The following is an 18,983-nucleotide window of genomic DNA, read 5'->3' on the forward strand; positions in this document are numbered from 1 at the left end:
GACGCGCGCGGTGCGCGCTCCTCGAGCAATAACGGCTAAGCCGTTATGCAGGGATGACGGCGTAGTGAGGGGGCACTTCGAATATGGCGTCCGGCAACAGACTGAGTCCGATTCCGCATCCACCGACGAAGCCGGTGGTCGGCAACATGCTGTCGCTGGATTCGAACGCGCCGGTGCAGCATCTGGTCAAGCTCTCCAAGGAGCTCGGACCGATCTTCTGGCTCGACATGATGGGTGCGCCGATCGTGATCGTCTCCGGTCACGATCTGGTCGACGAGCTCTCGGACGAGAAGCGCTTCGACAAGGCGGTACGCGGCTCGCTGCGCCGGGTGCGTGCGGTCGGCGGCGACGGGCTGTTCACCGCCGACACCAAGGAGCCGAACTGGAGCAAGGCGCACAACATCCTGATGCAGCCGTTCGGCAACCGCGCCATGCAGTCGTATCACCCGAGCATGGTCGATATCGCCGAGCAGCTCGTCAAGAAATGGGAGCGCCTCAATGCCGACGAGGAGATCGAGGTCGTCCACGACATGACGGCGCTGACCCTCGACACCATCGGGCTCTGCGGCTTCGACTACCGCTTCAATTCGTTCTACCGCCGCGACTACCACCCTTTCGTGGAATCGCTGGTGCGCTCGCTCGAAACCATCATGATGACCCGCGGCCTGCCGCTCGAGGGTCTGTGGATGCAGAAGCGGCGCAAGACACTCGCCGACGACGTCGCCTTCATGAACAAGATGGTCGACGAGATCATCGCCGAGCGGCGCGGCAACACGGACGTGACCAGCGACAAGAAGGACATGCTGGCGGCGATGATGACCGGCGTCGACCGCGCCACCGGCGAGCAGCTCGACGACGTCAACATCCGCTACCAGATCAACACCTTCCTGATCGCCGGCCACGAGACCACCAGCGGCCTGCTGTCGTGCACGATCTATGCGCTGTTGAAGCATCCCGAGGTGCTGAAGAAGGCCTATGAGGAGGTCGATCGCGTCCTCGGTCCCGATGTCGATGCGAGGCCGACCTATCAGCAGGTGACGCAGCTCACCTACATCACCCAATGCCTGAAGGAAGCGCTGCGGCTGTGGCCGCCGGCGCCGGCTTACGGCATTGCGCCGCTGAGCGACGAGACGATCGGCGGCAAGTACAAGCTGAAGAAGAACACCTTCATCACCATTCTGGTGATGGCGCTGCATCGCGATCCCAGCGTCTGGGGACCGAATCCCGACGTGTTCGATCCCGAGAATTTCAGCCGCGAGGCGGAGGCCAAGCGCCCGATCAATGCCTGGAAGCCGTTCGGCAACGGCCAGCGCGCCTGTATCGGCCGCGGCTTTGCCATGCACGAGGCCGCGCTCGCGATCGGGATGATCCTGCAGCGCTTCAGGCTACTCGACGTGCATCGCTACCAGATGCATCTGAAGGAGACGCTGACGGTCAAGCCCGACGGTTTCAGGATCAAGGTGCGGCCGCGCGACGACAGGGATCGCGGTGCGTTCGCCGGCAGCACGGGCGCCGTTGCGGCCGCGCCGAAGGCACCGCGCGCACCGACCACGCGCCCTGGCCACAACACGCCGATGCTGGTGCTGTACGGCTCCAACCTCAGTTCGGCCGAGGAGCTCGCGACCCGCATGGCCGATTTGTCGGAGATCAACGGTTTTGCGACCCGCCTTGGGCCGCTCGACGACTATGTCGGCAAGCTGCCGGAGGAGGGCGGCGTCCTGATCATCTGCGCCTCCTATAATGGCGCGGCGCCCGACAATGCGACGCAATTCGTCAAATGGCTTGAGACCGATCTGCCGAAGGACGCCTTCGCCAAGGTGCGCTATGCGGTGTTCGGCTGCGGCAACAGCGATTGGGCCGCGACCTACCAGTCGGTGCCGCGCTTCATCGACGAGCAATTGACCAAGCATGGCGCGCGCGCCGTCTATCCGCGCGGCGAGGGCGATGCGCGCAGCGATCTCGACGGCCAGTTCCAGAAATGGTTCCCGGAGGCCGCGAAGGTCGCGACCAAGGAATTCGGCATCGACTGGAATTTCACCCGCACCGCCGAGGACGAACCGCTCTATGCGATCGAGCCGGTGGCGCAGGGCGCGGTCAACACCATCGTGACGCAGGGCGGCGCGGTGCCGATGAAGGTGCTCGCCAACAACGAGCTCCAGAACAAGGAAGGTGCCCATCCGTCGGAACGCTCGACCCGGCATATCGAGGTCGAGCTGCCGGCCAGCCTGAAATACCGCGTCGGCGATCATCTCAGCGTGGTGCCGCGCAACGATCCGACCCTGGTCGATTCCGTTGCGCGCCGGTTCGGCTTCCTGCCGGCCGACCAGATCCGCCTGCAAGTCTCGGAAGGCCGCCGCGCGCAACTGCCGGTCGGCAACGCCGTGTCGGTCGGGCGGCTGCTCACCGAGTTCGTCGAGCTGCAGCAGGTCGCGACCCGCAAGCAGATCCAGATCATGGCCGAGCACACGCGCTGCCCGGTGACCAAGCCGAAGCTGATGGCCTATGTCGGCGACGACGAGGCTTCGGCCGGGCGCTATCGCTCCGAGGTGCTGGCCAGGCGCAAATCGGTGTTCGACCTGCTCGAGGAATATCCGGCCTGCGAGCTGCCGTTCCATCTCTACCTCGAAATGCTGTCGCTGCTGGCGCCGCGCTATTACTCGATCTCGTCGTCTCCGGCCGGCGAGGCGCAGCGCTGCAGCGCCACCGTCGGCGTCGTGGAAGCGCCTGCGAGCTCGGGACGCGGCATCTACAAGGGCGTCTGCTCGAACTATCTCGCGCGCCGCCGCGCCGGCGACACCGTCCACGCCACGATCAAGGAGACCAAGGCCGGCTTCCGCCTGCCTGACGACAACGCCGTGCCGATCATCATGATCGGGCCGGGCACCGGGCTCGCGCCGTTCCGCGGTTTCCTGCAGGAGCGCGCCGCGCGCAAGGCAAAGGGCGCGACGCTGGGCCCCGCAATGCTGTTCTTCGGCTGCCGTCATCCGGAGCAGGACTTCATCTATGCGGATGAGCTGAAGGCGTTCGCCGCCGATGGTGTCAGTGAACTCCATACCGCCTTTTCGCGCGCCGACGGGCCCAAGACCTATGTGCAGCACCTCGTCGCCGCGCAGAAGGATCGGGTCTGGGAGCTGATCGAGAAAGGCGCCATCGTCTATGTCTGCGGCGACGGCAGCAAGATGGAGCCCGACGTCAAGGCAACCCTGATGTCGATCTATCGCGAGCGCACCGGAGCCGACACCGATGCCGCCGCGCGCTGGATCGAAGAAATGGGCACCAGGAACCGCTACGTGCTCGACGTTTGGGCCGGCGGGTAGTTTTTCCGCCCTTGTAGCCCGGATGGAGCGAAGCGAAATCCGGGGCCAGTCAATCCGCGTGTGACACCGTCCCGGATTGCGCTGCGCTCCATCCGGGCTACGCAAAGGCGTGGGCCATGCTACAAGCCGCCGCATGATTCCCTGGGAAAAGATCGATACCGCGCGCATTCCCGGCACCGAAGGCGAATTGCGCCTGATGCGGCGCGGCCGCGAGTTCTCGATCATGCTCGGCACCAACGAGCTGATGAACAGCCGCCTGTCGGGCTCGGAAGCGGCACTGGCGACACTCGCGGCGAAGAAGATCGAGAAGGTCGCAAAGCCGCGTTTCCTGATCGGCGGCCTCGGCATGGGCTTTACGCTGCGGGCCGCGCTCGCCGTGCTTGCAGCCGAGGCGGAAATCACAGTGGCCGAGCTGGTGCCGGCTGTGGTCGCCTGGGCGAGAGGCCCGATGGCGGAGATCTTCGGCGACAGCCTGAACGATCCGCGCGTCAGCATCCAGGAGGTGGATGTCGCTGACGTGATCGAGCGCAATCCGCGCACCTACGATGCCATTCTCCTCGACGTCGATAACGGCCCCGAAGGCCTGACCCGCAAGGCCAATGACGCGCTGTATGACATCTCTGGACTGAAGATCGCCCACACGGCGCTGCGGCGCGGCGGCGTGCTCGCCGTCTGGTCGTCCGGTCCGAACGTCAAGTTCCCGAAATCGCTGTCCCGCGCCGGGTTCACCGTCAACGAAGTCGCCGTCCGCGCCACCGGCCGAGGCCGCGGCGTGCGCCACGTGATCTGGATCGCGGTCAAGGAGTAGCAGGCGCCGCTATTGCGACGCAGCAAGACCTCCAGCAGCGCCGTTCGGTTCGATTGTGTTGAAAATCGAGGGCCGTTGGGTTTCACTCGATGGCACCGAAGCCTCGAGCCCTTGGTCTGTCGGATGCAGGCGACGTCGAATTTTGGCGTGCAGGAGACGCACGGGATCCTGGACCGTTTCCAGGCCGAATTCCGCGGCTCGAGCGAAGGGCTCGGCTGGTCGACGGCGTATGCCTCGGTCCAGCGCGAGCGGCCGTTTGACGGGCACTTCCACGCGCTGTCGGACAATCTGATGGTGCTGCACCGGGGTGGCCCGGTCGACATCACCTATGTGATGGACGGCAAGTCGGTTGCCCGGCAGATCCCGCGCGGCGGGGTGTTCTTCCTGCCGGCCGGGCACGCCTGCAATGTGGTGCTGCGCGAGGCGCTGGAATCCACCCACATCTATCTGCGCTCCGACCTGTTCGCGGGCCGGGACGGGGCGGCGAGCCTGATCGGCGGGCTCGCGCCGATGCTCGGCGATCAGGATGCCGTGCTGGAGCATCTCGCCGCCGCGATCGGCGACACCATCACCGGCGGCCTGCCGGCCTCGTCGCTGTTCGTCGATCCGATCGCGCAGGCGATCGCCAACCGCTTCGTCGCGATCAATTTCCACAAGCCGAGCGTGGAGGCCGGCAAGCATCCGAACCTGCTGAGCGTCAGGCAGATGGCGCGGATCCGCGAGTTCGTCGACACCAATCTCGATAGCGATATCCGGCTCGACCAGCTGGCGGAGCTGTGCGGCCGCAGCACCGAATATTTCGTGCGCCTGTTCAAGGCGACCAGCGGCATCTCGCCCTACCAATACGTGCTCAATCTGCGCATCGAACGCGCCAGGGCGCTGCTCGCCGACGAGACGCAGAGCCTCGCCGACATCGCGCTGGCCTGCGGCTTCTCCCATCAGGAGCATTTTACGCGCATGTTCCGCCGCTTCACCGGCGTGACGCCGGGGCGATATCGGCGCAGCCACTAGCTCCCGATTATCGGCGGCCGGGACAGGCATGGGCGCCGGCCCGAGCCCGCGGATGATTTTTCCGGTTTCGTGCAGATTTTCTCCGGTTTCGTGCAGGCCGGCCGGGGCCGCCCGCCGCTAGCTTTCTCCCAACAAGACGAGATTGCCGGTTCGCCGGCTTGGGAGAAATGCCATGAGTGTCGCGATGCCGGATGTCGGAGGCGCATCCATTGCGTCCATTGCGTCCGTTGCGGCCGCCGGTGACGCCGGCCAGGGCGCCTTTGCCTATTGCTCGCAGCAATATCGCGTGGTGTTCGGCACCGGCACCTCGGCGCGGCTCGGCGAGGAGAGCGAGCGCCTTGGCATCAAGCGGGCGCTGGTGCTGACCACAAGCGAGCAGCAGGACCTCGGGCGCCGGCTCGGCGCAGGCCTCGGCGACAGGCTCGCCGGGCTGTTTGCCGGCGCGCGCATGCATACGCCGGTCGAGGTCACCAACGAGGCGCTTCGCATCGTCGAGTCCCGCGACATCGACGGGCTGGTCGCGATCGGCGGCGGCTCGACGGTCGGGCTCGGCAAGGCGCTGTCGCTGCGCACCGGGCTGCCGCATATCGCGATGCCGACCACTTATGCCGGCTCGGAGATGACGCCGATCCTCGGCGAAACCAGCAACGGCATCAAGACCACGCAGCATTCCCAGGATCTGGTGCCGGACACCGTCATCTACGACGTCGATCTCACCGTCAGCCTGCCGCCGCACATCTCCGCCGCCAGCGGCATGAATGCGATCGCCCATGCCGTCGAGGCTCTCTATGCGCCCGACGCCAATCCGCTGACCTCGCTGATGGCGGAGGAGGGCATCGCCGCGCTCGCCCGCGCATTGCCGCGCATCATGACGGCCCCGGCCGATCCCGGCGCTCGCCGCGACGCACTCTATGGTGCCTGGCTGTGCGGCGTCTGCCTCGGCGCGGTCGGGATGTCGCTGCACCACAAGCTCTGCCACGTGCTGGGCGGCATGTTCAACCTGCCGCATGCCGAAACCCACGCGATCGTGCTGCCCCACGCGGCTGCCTACAACGCCGCCGCGGCGCCGGAGGCGATGAGCCGCGTCGCGCGCGCACTGCGCAGCGCCAATGCACCGCAGGGCCTGTTTGACCTTGCCCGGCAACTCGCGCTGCCGCGCGCGCTCTCCGGCATCGGAATGCCCGAGGACGGCATCGCGCGCGCCGCGGAGATGGCGGCGCGCAACCCCTATGCCAATCCAAGACCTGTCGAGCGCGTCGCGATCCAGGACCTGATCGCGGCGGCCTGGCGCGGCGATGCGCCCGTGCAGCACTGACATCTCAAGATCAAAGGACAACACGATGGCCAATTTCAACGAGCATGACCTCACCGACGAGGTGATCAGCAGCTTCGCCAACACGCCGAACAAGCGGCTCAAGTTTCTCATCGAGGAGACAGTGAAATCGCTGCACGATCTGGTGCGCCGCACCGAGCTCACCTTCGAGGAATGGAATCAGGCGATCGAATTCCTGACCCGCACCGGCCAGACCTGCACGCCGCTGCGCCAGGAATTCATCCTGCTGTCCGACGTGCTCGGCGTCTCGATGCTGGTCGATGCGGTCAATCACCGCGAGCGCGAGGGCGCGACCGAGACCACCGTGCTCGGCCCGTTCTATGTCGGCGAGCACCGCGTCACGTCGCACGGCGCCAACATCTCGGAGGGGATCGACGGCGAAGTGATGTTCGTGCAGAGCCGCGTCACCGACCTCGCCGGCAAGCCGCTCGCCGGTGCCGAGATCGACGTCTGGCACGCCGACGACGACGGCTTCTACGATTCGCAGAAGGCGGACTACGCGGCTCACGGCCCATCGTTGCGGGCACGCTTCGTCACCGATGCCGACGGCCGTTTCTCGTTCCGCACCATCCTGCCATGCAGCTATCCGATCCCGACCGACGGCCCGGTCGGCGATCTCATCACCGCCACGCGGCGTCATCCGATGCGGCCCGCGCATGTGCATTTCCTGGTCAAGGCCGAGGGCTATGAGCCGCTGATCACCCACGTCTTCCTTGATGGCGACGAATATCTGCGCAGCGACGTGGTGTTCGGCGTCAAGGACGAGCTCATTGCGCGCGTCGAGCCGCGCAGCGAACCGGCGCTGCCGAACGGCGAGCGGGTCTCCGGCCCGTGGCACCTGATGACTTACGACTTCCAGATGAAGCCCGGCGCGGGCCTGGTGCCGAAGCCCATGATGGCCGCGGAATGACGATCACAACCAACAAGACGACCAGGGAGAGGACCATGACCAGCAAATCGATTGAGACCGACGTCCTCGTCGTCGGCAGTGGCCCGGCCGGCGCGACGGCGGCGGCGCTGCTCGGCATGTATGGCGTCAAGCATATCCTGGTGACGAAATATGGCTGGTTGGCCGACACGCCACGCGCCCACATCACCAACCAGCGCGCGATGGAGGTGCTGCGCGATCTCGGCCTCGAGGAGAAGGCCGTGGCGCAGGCCGTGCCGCAGCACCTGATGGCCAACAACGTGTTCTGCGAGAGCCTCGCCGGCGAGGAGTTCGGCCGGCTGTATTCCTGGGGCAATCATCCCTCGCGCAAGGCGGATTACGATCTCGCCAGTCCGGCGCGCATCTGCGACCTGCCGCAGAATTTCCTCGAGCCGATCCTGATCGAAGCCGCCGGCCAGCGCGGCACCTCGCTGTGCTTCAACACCGAGTTCGTCGACCTGGCGCAGGACGCCGACGGCGTCACCGCGACGGTGAAGGATCGCCTGTCCGGCGAGACCTACCAGATCCGCGCCAAATACCTGATCGGCGCCGACGGCGGCCGCAGCCGGGTTGCCGAAGTGATCGGACTGCCGATGGAGGGCCAGATGGGCCGCGCCGGCAGCATGAACATCATCGTGCAGGCGGACTTGAGCAAGTACGTCGCGCACCGGCCGAGCGTGCTGTACTGGGTGCTGCAGCCGGGCGCGGAGATCGGCGGCATCGGTGCCGGCCTGATCCGCATGGTGCGGCCGTGGAATGAGTGGCTGATCATCTGGGGCTACGACATCGAGCAGGGCGAGCGCAAGCTCTCTAATGACGAGGCGATCTCGATCGTGCGCAATCTCGTCGGCGACGAGACCCTCGAGGTCAAGGTGCGCTCCACCTCGACCTGGACCGTGAACGAGATGTATGCCGGCCACTATTCGTCGGGCCGCGTGTTCTGCGTCGGCGACGCCGTGCACCGCCATCCGCCGACCAACGGCCTCGGCTCCAATACCTCGATCCAGGATTCCTTCAATCTGTGCTGGAAGTTGAAGCTGGTGCTCGAGGGCCACGCGGCGCCGTCGCTGCTCGAGACCTATTCGGCCGAGCGCCAGCCGGTCGGCAAGCAGATCGTGACCCGCGCCAACAAGAGCATCGGCGACTTCCCGCCGATCTTCGAGGCGGTGGGCCTCGTCGCCTCGACCGATCCGGCTGAAGCGCGCAAGGCGATCGCCGCGCGCAAGGCGCCGACCGCCGAGGGCAAGGCGCGTCGCAAGAAACTCTATGAGGCCATCGCCAACAAGAGCTACGAGTTCAATTGCCACGGCGTCGAGATGAACCAGCGCTACGGGTCGACCGCCGTGGTGTCCGACGGCACGCCGATGCCGGCGTTCACCAGGGATCACGAGCTCTATTATCAGGCCACCACCTGGCCCGGTGCGCATTTGCCGCATGTCTGGGTCGAGCATCAGGGCGAGCGGAAGTCGACGCTCGATCTCACCGGCAAGGGCCGCTTCACGCTGCTCACCGGGATCGGCGGCGACGGCTGGAAGGCGGCTGCCGCCGCGGTCGAGAAGGCCTACGGCTTGCCGGTCGACGTCGTCACCATCGGGCCGCAAGGCTGCGATGCGCTCGACATCTATGCCGACTGGTATCGCCAGAGCGAGGTCGACGAGGACGGCTGCGTGCTGGTGCGCCCCGACATGTACGTCGCCTGGCGCGCCAGGGAGGCGGCGGCTGACGCCTCCGATGTGCTGCTCGACGTGTTCGGCCAGATCCTCGGCCGCAGCGCGAAGGCGCAGACGAAGTCCGTCGCCGCCGCGTGATGCGGCGCGACGCCGGCAATTCTTTTTCAGAATGGAATGAACGGCAGCCGGCCTGAAACCGGCTTGCCTCAAGGGAGGGGAAAATGACCAAAGACCATTTGAACGTCATGTCTTTCGATCGCCGCCGTGTGCTGCAAGGCATCGCCGGTGGTTTCGCTGCCGCAGGCACGACCACAATGTTCGCGCCGGCCGTGCGCGCCGCCAACAAGCCGATCAAGATCGGCTATGTCTCACCGAAGAGCGGACCGCTCGCTGCCTTCGCGGAAGCCGACGATTTTGTGCTCGGCGAATTCCGAAAGTTCATCAAGGATGGCGTCAAGGTTGGATCGCAGACCTATCCGGTCGAGGTGGTGACGAAAGACAGCCAGTCGAATCCGAACCGCGCCGCTGAAGTCGCCAAGGAACTGATCACCCGCGACAATGTCAGCCTGATCGTGGTCGGCGCCACGCCGGAGACCAACAATCCGGTGGCGACGCAGTGCGAGCTCGAGCAGGTGCCGTGCATCTCCACCGTCGCACCGTGGCAGACCAACTTCATCGGCCGGCAGGCCAATCCGGGCGATCCCAAGAGCTGGAAGCCGTTCGACTACACGTTCCACTATTTCTGGGGCCTCGAGGACGTGATCGGCGTCTTCACCAGCATGTGGAGCCAGGTCGCGACCAACAAATCGGTCGGCGCGCTGTTTCCGAACGATGCCGACGGCAACGCCTGGGGCGACACCACGATCGGCTTCCCACCTGTCATGGCCAAGCAGGGATTCAAGCTCACCGATCCCGGCCGCTTCCAGAATCTCACCGATGATTTCAGCTCGCAGATCGCCGCCTTCCGCGGCGCCGATGCCGAGATCATCACCGGCGTGATCATTCCGCCCGACTTCACCACGTTCTGGAATCAGGCGCGGCAGAAGGGGCTGAAGCCGAAAGTCGTCTCGGTCGCCAAGGCGTTGCTGTTCCCGGCATCGGTGCAGGCGCTCGGCAAGGGCGGCAACAACATCTCGACCGAAGTGTGGTGGACGCCGACGCATCCCTACAAATCGAGCCTCAGCGGCGTCAGCGCGGCCGATCTTGCCAAGGGATACGAGCAGGCCTCCGGCAAGCAATGGACCCAGCCGATCGGCTTCGTGCATTCGCTGTTCGAAGTCGCGATCGACGCCATCAAGCGCTCCGGCGATCCGGCCGATGGCGCGGCGCTGGCGAAAGCGATCGGCGCCACCAAGCTCGATACCATCGTGGGCCAGGTCGCGTTCGGCTCCGGCGCGGTGCCGCCGTTCGCGGCGAAGAACGTCGCCAAGACGCCGCTGGTCGGCGGCCAATGGCGGCTGAACGGCGACAAGTACGACATGGTGATCACGGACAACAAGCTGGCGCCGCAGATCCCGCTCGGCGGCGACATGCAGGCGTTGAGCTAGCGCAAGTCGGCGCTTCATCGCAGGCAACAATCGAAGACAGGAGATGCGTGGCATTGCCGCGCATCTTCTCTCTGCCGCAATCAGACAGTGGGCGACCATGCTCGAACTCCATGCCATCTCGAAAAGGTTCGGCGCCATCGTCGTTGCCGATGCGATCGACCTGACGCTCTCCTCCGGCGAGGCGCTGGGCGTGATCGGGCCGAACGGCGCCGGCAAATCGACGCTGTTCAACCTGATCACCGGGCTGCTGCGGCCGGATGCCGGCCGCATTGTGCTCGACGGCGTCGACATCACGGCTCTCTCTCCCGAAGCACGCTGCCGGGCGGGCATCGGGCGCTCGTTCCAGATCCCGCAGCCGTTCGATCACCTCTCGGTGTTCGAGAACCTTGCGGTCGCCGCCCAATTCGGTGGCGGCCTCTCGGAGGCCGATGCGGTCCAGCATTGCGGCCGCATGCTTGATCTGACGGGGCTCGAAGCCAAGGCCAATCGGCTCGCCGGCAGCCTGCCGCTGCTCGATCGCAAGCGGCTCGAGCTGGCGCGGGCGCTCGCCACCAAGCCACGCACGCTGCTGCTCGACGAGATCGCAGGCGGTCTCACCGATGCCGAATGTCATGAGCTGGTCGAGACCATCCGCACCATCCACGCCGAAGGTGTCGGCATCATCTGGATCGAGCATGTCGTGCACGCGCTGCTCGCGGTGGTGCAGCGCCTGGTGGTCCTGAACTTCGGCAAGGTGGTCGCGCAAGGCGTGCCGGCGGAGGTGATGCGCTCGCGCGAGGTCGAGACCATCTACATGGGAGTGCCGGCATGACCGCGCTGCTCAATGTCTCCGCCCTTGATGCGTTCTACGGCGACTTCCAGGCGCTGTTCGGCATCGATTTCGAATTGGCGGAGGGCGAGGCGGTCGCGGTGATCGGCGCCAACGGCGCCGGTAAGTCGACCATGCTGAAGTCGCTGGCCGGGCTCGTGAAGAGCCGCCCCGATGCGATCCGCCTCGGTGGACGGGCGATCGGCGATGCATCCGCGGCCAGCATCGTGCGGCTCGGGCTCGCGCTGGTCCCCGAGGGTCGCCAGCTGTTTCCTTCGCTCAGCGTCGAGGAGAACCTCTTGATCGGCGCCTATGGCGGCGAACGCAGCGCGCCCTGGGACCTCGCCGCGGTCTACCGCATGTTCCCGGTGCTGAAGGAGCGGCGCCGCGGCGCGGTCACGGCGCTGTCGGGCGGCCAGCAGCAGATGGTGGCGATCGGCCGTGCGCTGATGTCCAACCCACAGGTCCTGCTGTGCGACGAGATCAGCCTCGGCCTCGCGCCGATCGTGGTGGAGGACATCTACCGCATGCTGCCGCAGATCCGTTCGGGCGGCACCGCGGTCGTGCTGGTCGAGCAGGACATCGCCCGCGCGCTGCGGGCCGCCGATCGGTTCTATTGCCTACAGGAGGGACGGGTGACGCTGAGCGGACGGCCCAAGGATGCGGATCAGGACACGATCCGCGCAGCCTATTTCGGAGCATGAGGGCGCCATGAGCGGGTTCGACACCATCATCGAGGGCGTGCTGCTCGGCGGCGTCTATGCGCTGTTCGCGCTCGGTCTGTCGCTGATCTTCGGCATCATGCGTCTGGTCAATCTGGCGCATGGCGATCTGATCCTGCTCGCGGCCTATCTGGTGCTCAGCGCGACCACGGCGCTCGGCCTGCCGCTTGCGGCCGCAGCCCTCTTGGTCGTCGTGACGATGTTCGTGCTCGGTTTCGTGCTGCAGCGGCTGGTGCTGGAGCGCGTGCTCGGCGACGACATCCTGCCGCCACTGCTGGTCACCTTCGGCCTGTCGATCGTGATCCAGAACGCCCTGCTGCTCGGCTACGGCGCCGACAGCCGCCGGCTGCAGGCCGGCGCGTTCGAATCCTCGTCGGTGACGCTGGCACCCGGCCTGAGCATCGGGCTGGCGCCGCTGACCGCGCTGGTGACGGCGATCGCCGCCGTCGCGCTGCTGCAACTCATCTTCTATCGCACCTCGCTCGGCCGCGCCTTCCGCGCCACCGCCGACAATCCCGCGATCGCGCAATTGATGGGCGTCAACGAGCGCAATGTCTATGCGATCGCGGTCGGGCTCTCGCTCGCGGTGTCGGTGATCGCGGCTGTCGTGTTCGGCATCCGCGCCAGCTTCGATCCGTCGATCGGCCCGGCGCGGCTGCTCTATGCGTTCGAGGCCGTGATCATCGGCGGTCTCGGCAGCCTGTGGGGAACGCTGGCGGGCGGCATCGTGCTCGGGCTCGCCCAGGCGATCGGGGGGCGGATCAATCCGGAGTGGCAGATCCTGGCCGGCCATCTCACCTTCCTTGCCGTGCTGATGGTGCGGCCGCGTGGGCTCTTCCCGGCGAGGCGGACATGAGCGTCGAGAGCATCGATATCCCGGCAAGCCAAGAGGAGTGCGCGGTGGAAGCGCCGGTGTGGCAAGTTCGGGTCGGCACGCGCTTGTCGCGCGGTGCGGCCGTTGCCGGCATCGTGCTGGTCGTGGTGCTCGCCGCGCTGCCGGCGATCGCTTCGCGCAATTTGATCCAGGATCTGATCTTCGTCCTCACCATGCTGACGCTGGCGCAGCTCTGGAACGTGTTGGCCGGCTGGGGCGGACTGGTGTCGGTCGGGCAGCAGGCGTTCGTCGGGCTCGGCGCCTATGCGCTGTTCGCCGGCATCGTGATGGCCGGGCTCGATCCCGTTGCGGCGATCCCGCTGGCCGGGCTGTTCGCGGCGCTGATCGCGGCGGTGCTCGGCCCGTTGCTGTTCCGGCTGGAGGGGCCGTATTTCGCGATCGGTAGCTGGGTTGCCGCCGAAGCGCTGCGGCTGATCTGCGCCCAGTTCAAGTCGCTCGGCGGCGGCACCGGGATGTCGATCTCGCCGGGCGAGCTGTCGCAGATGGTCGGGCTGAAGCCGGTGCAGGCGCTGCTCGGCCTGCGTCCGGCGGCCGCGCGCGACGTGCTGGTCTACTGGCTGGCGCTGCTGCTCGCCGTGCTGGTCACGCTCGGCATCTACGCCTTCATCCGCTCGCGCCATGGCCTCGCGCTCGCCGCAAGCCGGGACAATGCGGCGGCGGCGCGCAGCGTCGGCGTGCGCACCGCGCGGATTCGCCATCTGCTGTGGATCGCAGTCGCCTTCGCCACCGGCATGGTCGGCGCGGTGGTCTATCTGCAGAAGGCGCGCATCTCGCCGGACGCGGCCTTCAGCGTCACCGACTGGACTGCCTATGTGATCTTCATCGTCGTGATCGGCGGCGTGCGCACCATCGAAGGCCCGATGGTCGGCGTGCTCCTGTTGTGGGGGCTCGTCACTTATCTCGCCCAGTATGGCAGCCTCTATCTGGTCGTGCTCGGCACGCTCGCCATCCTGATCATGCTGTTCATGCCGAGGGGCGTATGGGGCGCGGCGGCGCGGCGCTGGCAGGTGCAGCTGTTTCCGACACAGCGCTGGCTCGGCCGCAGTCGGTAGGTCCGGCTGCGCGATCCCGCGTCCTCAACCCGTCACCCTGAGGAGCGCGCCCTTGCGCGCGTCTCGAAGGGTCGACGGCCACCAGCCGGGCCGTTGATCCTTCGAGACGCGCTTCGCGCTCCTCAGGATGACGGGACTAACAGCGGCGCGTCGTTTTTGATTTTGCCAGGGCGACGTCAGACTTTTGTCTCGCTATCGCCTGTGCTCTTGGAGCCTCAGAACATCGTGTTGTTGTTCGCCGGATTCTCCGGAACGGGCTGCACCACGTCCCAATGCTCGACGATCTTGCCATCCTCGAGCTTGAAGATGTCGACGATCGCATTGCCGCGGGTGCCGGGCTCGCGCACGGCGTGGACGTGCAGGATCACGTAGTCGCCGTCGACGAAGGAGCGCTTGATCTCGCTGTGCGAGTTCGGAAACTTCTCGCGCAGGAAGGCGATGAACTTGCGGAAGCCTTCCGCACCGTCGGCCGCGCCGGGATTGTGCTGCACATAGCGGTTGCCGACATAGGCGAGCGCCGCGTCGGCGTCCCTCTGGTTCAGCCCCTTCTCGTAGAAGGCCAGCACCGCCTTGCGGTTGGCTTCCTGCTGCGCGTCGCTGGTGGCGGCCATCGCGGTGGAAGACGCGAGCGCGAGGAGGAGCGCGGCGACGGCTGTCCGCGGCCGGAGAAGGGTCTTCATCTGATGACTCCCGGTGGCTGATGGCGCGCGATCTGCGCGGTGCATGGCGCTGTCTACAGCCTCCATGCCGTCCCCGGAAGAACGCACCCCCGGCTCACATGGTCACCGGAAGATACCAGAGCCCCGTTCCGATTGAACCGGAACGGGGCTCTGGATTCTTGTTTGACGCGTTTTCTTGACGCGAACCGGTATCCACTTCGCTCGAAAACGCTCTGGCCTCACGCCGCCTTCACCGCCGCCCCATGCGCGTGCTTGTCGATGGCGTCGATGATCTGCGGCCACATCGGGATCGGCAGCGCATGGCCCATGCCCTCGACCATCAGGAGCTTTGCGCCGGGGATCGAGACTGCGGTGTCCTTGCCACCTTCGGGATGCACCAGCGGATCGACGGTGCCGTGGATCACCAGCGTCGGCGCCTTGACGCTGCGCAGCCGCTCCTTGCGGCTGCCCGAGGCGAGGATGGCGCGGAGCTGGCGGCCGACGCCCTCCGGATTGAGACCGCGCTCAAAGGTGCGCCGCGCGCGTTCGGGGTCAAGCGCCTCATCTTCAGGGAACGAGCCGTTGCGCAGCACCTTCCATGTCTGGCCGAAACGCACGAAGTACTCCTCCTTGCTCTTCGGCGGCGGCGCCATCAGCACTGCGGTCGCCTCGCGGGTCGGCCCCGGAATCTTCGGATTGCCTGTGGTCGACATGATCGAGGTCAGTGAGCGCACCCGCTCGGGGAAGGTGATCGCAACCTCCTGCGCGATCATGCCGCCCATCGAGGCGCCGACCAGGTGCGCGGTGCGGATGCCGAGCGCATCCATCAATCCGATCGTGTCCCGCGCCATGTCGGCCAGCCGGTAGGGCGCTGCGACCGGAATCTTCAGGAAGCGCAGCTTGAGCAGCTCGAGGGCGGTCAGCCGCTTGCCGCCGCTCATGCGGGAGGACTTGCCGATATCCCTGTTGTCGAACCGGATCACGCGAAAACCGCGCGCAGCAAGCTGGCGACAGAATTCGTCGTCCCAATGGATCATCTGGGCGCCGAGGCCCATGATCAGAAGCAGCGGCTCCGCATTCGCATCGCCAAAAATCTCGTAGCAGATGTCGATGCCGTTGGCGCGGGTTAGTTGCGGCAACTGATGGGCGAGCGTGGTCACGGGCGTCCTCTCCTGGATTCGCGGTCAGGAGCCTGCATGCTGCCACGGATTGACGCAGCGCAGAAGAGCGTCAACGTCGCCGGGCGCGCCGCACTGTTGACCGATCAGCGGCAACAGTGTCGTATGGCACAAACAAACTGAAGCGCGACAAGCGCTCGGAATTGACGTGGAGGAGGGCCGCATGGCCGACAAGGGCAACGACCCTGCCGTGATCTGGCAGGCGATGATTGGCGAGATGGAGAAGGGGTTCAACTCCTTCGGCAACCAGTTGATGAGCTCGCCTGAATTCTCCAAGGTGATGAATCAGGCCGGCAGCGCCGCGGCGGGCGCGCAGAAGCAGCTCGGCGAGATGATGGAGAAATATCTGCTGGCGATGAACCTGCCGAGCCGCGCCCAGCTCGTCGGCATGGCCGAGCGCCTGCAGTCGATGGAGACCCAGCTCAACGAGATCAAGACGCTGCTGCAGCAGGTGCACCACAATTCGCTGGCGCCGGACGACGGCCACGGCGCAACGCCACGGCCGCCGCGCACCAGGCGCCCGCCATCGGAGGGAGACAGCAAATGAATGCTCCCACCGGGTTTGATTTCGCCTCGATCTCCGAGCGAGTCCAGTCCGAGGTGCAGCGTGCGATCCAGCGCAGCATCAAGGGCGTCGAGTATTTCTCGAGCTCCGGCCCCGAGCTCGGCTCGACGCCGAAGGACGTGCTGTATTCGCGCGGCACCATGAACCTCTATCACTACCGGCCGCAGGTCGACGAAATCTATCGCGTGCCGGTCCTGATCGTGATGGCGACCACCAACCGCGGCTACATCCTCGACCTGGTGCCGGGGCAGAGCTTCATCGAGTTCCTGCTCAAGCGCGGCTTCGACGTCTACATGCTGGACTGGACCGCGCCGAAGCCCGAGGAGAAATCGCTGCGCATGGAGGACTACGTCCTCGACTTCATTCCGGAATCGGTCCGCCGCGTGCAGCAGGATTCCGGCGAAAAGGAAGTCTCCGTGATCGGCTATTGTTTCGGCGGCGTATTGTCGCTGCTCTATGGCTCGATCTTCAACGACGGGCCGATGAAGAATTTGATCTGCTTCACCACGCCGATCGATTTCCGCGAGATGAAGCTGTTCTCGAATTTCGCCGACCGGCGCTATTTCGACGTCGACCGCCTGATCGACAGCACCGGCAACATGCCGCCCGAACTGATCCTGCAATCGTTCGACATGTTGCGGCCGGCCGCGCGCGTGGTCGGCCAGATTCAGCTCTGGGACAACATCTGGAACGACGAGTTCGTCAAGTCGTACCGGATGTTCGACCGCTGGGCGACCGACACGCTGCCGCTGGCGGGCGAATATTTCCGCGCCATCACCAAGGACCTGATGTGGGACAACAAGCTCTACAACGACACCATGACGGTCGGCGGCCGCGCGGCGAAACTCGCCGACATCAAGGTGCCGATCCTGCACGCGGTCGCCGAGCACGACCACATCGTGCCGTATGATGCGGCAAAGCACCTGATCCCCAAGATCGGCTCCGAGGACAAGGAGGAGGTGATGCTGAAAGGCGGTCACGTCTCGCTGGTCGCCGGCGCCAATGCAATCAAGCGGCTGTGGCCGAAACTGGACTCCTGGTTGAGCAAAAGATCGACCTAAGAAGGGTCGACTTGAGAGAGATCGACATGACCGAACAACGTTCCTATCCGCGCCACGTCAAGACCGAGGCCGGCGACATCGAGTTCCGGCTGATGAAGCGGGCCGACGAGGCCGCGGTGCTGGCCTTCGCGCAGAACCTGCCGACGCATGATCTGCTGTTCCTGCCGCGCAACATCAGCCAGCCGAAGGTGCTGTCGGCCTGGATCAACGAGATCGAGCGCGGCGACATCACGAGCCTGCTAGCGGTCAAGGACGGCAAGGTGGTCGGCTGCGGCACCCTGGTGCGCGATCCGCATTCCTGGTCGCCGCATGTCGGCGAGATCCGGATGGTGGTGTCGCTCGACGTGCGCGGGCAGGGCGTCGGCCGGGCACTGTCGCAGGAGACCTTCGCCATCGCGCTGGGCGCCGGGCTGGAGAAGTTCTCGGTGCAGATGACAGTCGACCAGCGGGCGGCAATCGCGCTGTTCGAAAGCCTCGGCTTCAAGGCGGAGGCCCTGCTGCGCGACCATGTCCGCGACGTCGAGGGCAAGACCCACGACATCGTCGTGCTCGGGCACAATGTGGCGCAGGTCCGGGCGCAGATGGAGGCATATGGGGTATCTGAAGCGGTTGGTGGTATTTAGAAACCTCAATCCGCCGGTTCCTTAGGCAATCTGCCGGTTATTCATCCTGTTCACGCGTTCGTGATATCGCGGTGCAACATCGATGTTGCAACGCACCATGGATTGTGACACAACAGCCTTGCCCCGGGCCAATCCGGACGGGGTGAGCCCATAGCTCAAACCTGAGGATGGAGAGACCCCAATGACCACCGAAACCAATTCCGTGCTGAACAGCGTCAAGGAAGCCTTCGCGCCCGTCACCGAGGCGTTCACCAAGCTCCAGAACATGGAAGTTCCGGAAGCCGCCCGTGAGTTCGTGAAGAAGCAGGCCGAGGCCGCCAAGACCCGCGCCGCCGATGCGTATGCCGGCTCCGAGAAGGTGACCAACGTGATCGAGACCGCCGTTGCCGGTTCGGTGACCGAAGCCGCCAAGATCAGCCGCAACATCCAGCAGGCGCTCTACCAGGACGCCGAGGCGTTCTTCGCCGGCATCGACAAGCTCGCTTCCGCCAAGTCGCTGAGCGAAGCCGCCCAGATCCAGTCGGACATGGTCCGTGCGCGTGGCGAACTGTTCGTTTCGCGGGCGAAGGCCACCACCGAGTATCTCGGCAAGCTCGTCACCGACGGTGCGAAGACCGCGCAGGACAACTTCGCCAAGGTCTACAGCAAGACCGCCTGATCGCGCTTGCACTGACCACTGCCCTTTCGAAGGCCCGCCATTTTGCGGGCCTTCTTTTTTGCTTGTTGTCGTCGCCCGGCTCGACCGGGCGACCCAGTACGCCGCGGCCTATCGGCTCAAGCACGACCGTCTCCGGAATACTGGATCA

At 65.7% G+C, this 18,983-nt stretch carries 17 protein-coding genes; 15 read left to right on the forward strand and 2 right to left on the reverse strand.

What is annotated here, in order from left to right; genetic code table 11:
- The first annotated feature begins 83 nt into the window (after positions 1-83).
- The 11 genes from AAFG13_RS40020 (at position 84) to AAFG13_RS40070 (ending at position 14,091) form a co-directional block, all read left to right on the forward strand.
- Complete coding sequence (locus AAFG13_RS40020; RefSeq protein ID WP_342710410.1) at positions 84-3,317, forward strand: cytochrome P450; 3,234 nt, start codon at positions 84-86, stop codon at positions 3,315-3,317.
- Positions 3,318-3,450: 133 nt separating this feature from the next.
- Positions 3,451-4,125: a spermidine synthase gene (locus tag AAFG13_RS40025; protein ID WP_342710412.1), complete on the forward strand. Its 675-nt coding sequence runs from the start codon at positions 3,451-3,453 to the stop codon at positions 4,123-4,125.
- A 123-nt stretch (positions 4,126-4,248) separates the two neighbouring features.
- Positions 4,249-5,136 (forward strand): AraC family transcriptional regulator, encoded by an 888-nt coding sequence (locus AAFG13_RS40030; protein ID WP_342710413.1) that lies wholly within the window; start codon positions 4,249-4,251, stop codon positions 5,134-5,136.
- A gap of 172 nt (positions 5,137-5,308) precedes the next feature.
- Positions 5,309-6,451: a maleylacetate reductase gene (locus AAFG13_RS40035; RefSeq protein WP_342710414.1), complete on the forward strand. Its 1,143-nt coding sequence runs from the start codon at positions 5,309-5,311 to the stop codon at positions 6,449-6,451.
- Positions 6,452-6,476: 25 nt separating this feature from the next.
- The gene (locus AAFG13_RS40040; RefSeq protein WP_342710415.1) at positions 6,477-7,379 is read left to right on the forward strand and encodes an intradiol ring-cleavage dioxygenase; all 903 of its coding nucleotides are present in this window, start codon (positions 6,477-6,479) and stop codon (positions 7,377-7,379) included.
- Positions 7,380-7,414: 35 nt separating this feature from the next.
- Positions 7,415-9,205: an FAD-dependent monooxygenase gene (locus AAFG13_RS40045; protein ID WP_212311217.1), complete on the forward strand. Its 1,791-nt coding sequence runs from the start codon at positions 7,415-7,417 to the stop codon at positions 9,203-9,205.
- Between the two features lie 107 nt (positions 9,206-9,312).
- Positions 9,313-10,614, forward strand: coding sequence for an ABC transporter substrate-binding protein (locus AAFG13_RS40050; RefSeq protein WP_342713507.1), 1,302 nt, complete (start codon positions 9,313-9,315; stop codon positions 10,612-10,614).
- A 43-nt stretch (positions 10,615-10,657) separates the two neighbouring features.
- Positions 10,658-11,425 (forward strand): ABC transporter ATP-binding protein, encoded by a 768-nt coding sequence (locus tag AAFG13_RS40055; protein ID WP_342710416.1) that lies wholly within the window; start codon positions 10,658-10,660, stop codon positions 11,423-11,425.
- Positions 11,422-12,126 carry an ABC transporter ATP-binding protein gene (locus AAFG13_RS40060; RefSeq protein ID WP_342710417.1) on the forward strand — a complete coding sequence of 235 codons (705 nt, stop codon included), beginning with the start codon at positions 11,422-11,424 and terminating at the stop codon, positions 12,124-12,126. Before AAFG13_RS40055 ends, AAFG13_RS40060 begins: the two co-directional genes overlap by 4 nt.
- Before the next feature lie 7 nt (positions 12,127-12,133).
- A complete protein-coding gene (locus AAFG13_RS40065) occupies positions 12,134-13,000 on the forward strand; it encodes a branched-chain amino acid ABC transporter permease (protein ID WP_342710418.1) in 867 nt (288 codons plus the stop codon).
- Positions 12,997-14,091 (forward strand): branched-chain amino acid ABC transporter permease, encoded by a 1,095-nt coding sequence (locus tag AAFG13_RS40070; RefSeq protein WP_342710419.1) that lies wholly within the window; start codon positions 12,997-12,999, stop codon positions 14,089-14,091. Before AAFG13_RS40065 ends, AAFG13_RS40070 begins: the two co-directional genes overlap by 4 nt.
- A 215-nt stretch (positions 14,092-14,306) precedes the next feature.
- Here AAFG13_RS40070 and AAFG13_RS40075 read toward each other — a convergent pair whose 3' ends face one another.
- Positions 14,307-14,771, reverse strand: coding sequence for a nuclear transport factor 2 family protein (locus tag AAFG13_RS40075; RefSeq protein WP_342710420.1), 465 nt, complete (start codon positions 14,769-14,771; stop codon positions 14,307-14,309).
- A gap of 218 nt (positions 14,772-14,989) precedes the next feature.
- Positions 14,990-15,910, reverse strand: coding sequence for an alpha/beta hydrolase (locus AAFG13_RS40080; protein ID WP_092125015.1), 921 nt, complete (start codon positions 15,908-15,910; stop codon positions 14,990-14,992).
- A gap of 181 nt (positions 15,911-16,091) precedes the next feature.
- On the opposite strand from AAFG13_RS40080, the gene AAFG13_RS40085 reads away from it, so the two are divergent.
- The 4 genes from AAFG13_RS40085 to AAFG13_RS40100 all read left to right on the forward strand — a co-directional run bounded on the left by AAFG13_RS40085 (position 16,092) and on the right by AAFG13_RS40100 (position 18,835).
- Positions 16,092-16,475: a hypothetical protein gene (locus AAFG13_RS40085; protein WP_342710421.1), complete on the forward strand. Its 384-nt coding sequence runs from the start codon at positions 16,092-16,094 to the stop codon at positions 16,473-16,475.
- On the forward strand, positions 16,472-17,554 hold the full coding sequence (locus AAFG13_RS40090) for an alpha/beta fold hydrolase (RefSeq protein ID WP_342710422.1): 1,083 nt from the start codon (positions 16,472-16,474) through the stop codon (positions 17,552-17,554). Before AAFG13_RS40085 ends, AAFG13_RS40090 begins: the two co-directional genes overlap by 4 nt.
- A gap of 26 nt (positions 17,555-17,580) precedes the next feature.
- Positions 17,581-18,177 (forward strand): GNAT family N-acetyltransferase, encoded by a 597-nt coding sequence (locus tag AAFG13_RS40095; protein ID WP_212311209.1) that lies wholly within the window; start codon positions 17,581-17,583, stop codon positions 18,175-18,177.
- Positions 18,178-18,358: 181 nt separating this feature from the next.
- Entirely contained in the window at positions 18,359-18,835 is a 477-nt protein-coding gene (locus AAFG13_RS40100) for a phasin (protein ID WP_176532682.1), read from the forward strand.
- Positions 18,836-18,983 lie beyond the last annotated feature (148 nt).

It is taken from the genome of Bradyrhizobium sp. B124, assembly GCF_038967635.1.
Taxonomy (GTDB): Bacteria; Pseudomonadota; Alphaproteobacteria; order Rhizobiales; family Xanthobacteraceae; genus Bradyrhizobium.

Excerpts from the sequence above, each read along its gene's own strand:
- AAFG13_RS40090 (WP_342710422.1), top strand. The coding sequence starts at position 16,472 with ATGAATGCTCCCACCGGGTTTGATTTCGCCTCGATCTCCGAGCGAGTC.
- AAFG13_RS40095 (WP_212311209.1), top strand. The coding sequence starts at position 17,581 with ATGACCGAACAACGTTCCTATCCGCGCCACGTCAAGACCGAGGCCGGC.
- AAFG13_RS40055 (WP_342710416.1), top strand. The coding sequence starts at position 10,658 with ATGCGTGGCATTGCCGCGCATCTTCTCTCTGCCGCAATCAGACAGTGG.
- AAFG13_RS40060 (WP_342710417.1), top strand. The coding sequence starts at position 11,422 with ATGACCGCGCTGCTCAATGTCTCCGCCCTTGATGCGTTCTACGGCGAC.
- AAFG13_RS40085 (WP_342710421.1), top strand. The coding sequence starts at position 16,092 with ATGGCCGACAAGGGCAACGACCCTGCCGTGATCTGGCAGGCGATGATT.
- AAFG13_RS40020 (WP_342710410.1), top strand. The coding sequence starts at position 84 with ATGGCGTCCGGCAACAGACTGAGTCCGATTCCGCATCCACCGACGAAG.
- AAFG13_RS40070 (WP_342710419.1), top strand. The coding sequence starts at position 12,997 with ATGAGCGTCGAGAGCATCGATATCCCGGCAAGCCAAGAGGAGTGCGCG.
- AAFG13_RS40075 (WP_342710420.1), bottom strand. The coding sequence starts at position 14,771 with ATGAAGACCCTTCTCCGGCCGCGGACAGCCGTCGCCGCGCTCCTCCTC.
- AAFG13_RS40025 (WP_342710412.1), top strand. The coding sequence starts at position 3,451 with ATGATTCCCTGGGAAAAGATCGATACCGCGCGCATTCCCGGCACCGAA.
- AAFG13_RS40050 (WP_342713507.1), top strand. The coding sequence starts at position 9,313 with ATGTCTTTCGATCGCCGCCGTGTGCTGCAAGGCATCGCCGGTGGTTTC.
- AAFG13_RS40040 (WP_342710415.1), top strand. The coding sequence starts at position 6,477 with ATGGCCAATTTCAACGAGCATGACCTCACCGACGAGGTGATCAGCAGC.
- AAFG13_RS40100 (WP_176532682.1), top strand. The coding sequence starts at position 18,359 with ATGACCACCGAAACCAATTCCGTGCTGAACAGCGTCAAGGAAGCCTTC.
- AAFG13_RS40030 (WP_342710413.1), top strand. The coding sequence starts at position 4,249 with ATGCAGGCGACGTCGAATTTTGGCGTGCAGGAGACGCACGGGATCCTG.
- AAFG13_RS40035 (WP_342710414.1), top strand. The coding sequence starts at position 5,309 with ATGAGTGTCGCGATGCCGGATGTCGGAGGCGCATCCATTGCGTCCATT.
- AAFG13_RS40065 (WP_342710418.1), top strand. The coding sequence starts at position 12,134 with ATGAGCGGGTTCGACACCATCATCGAGGGCGTGCTGCTCGGCGGCGTC.
- AAFG13_RS40045 (WP_212311217.1), top strand. The coding sequence starts at position 7,415 with ATGACCAGCAAATCGATTGAGACCGACGTCCTCGTCGTCGGCAGTGGC.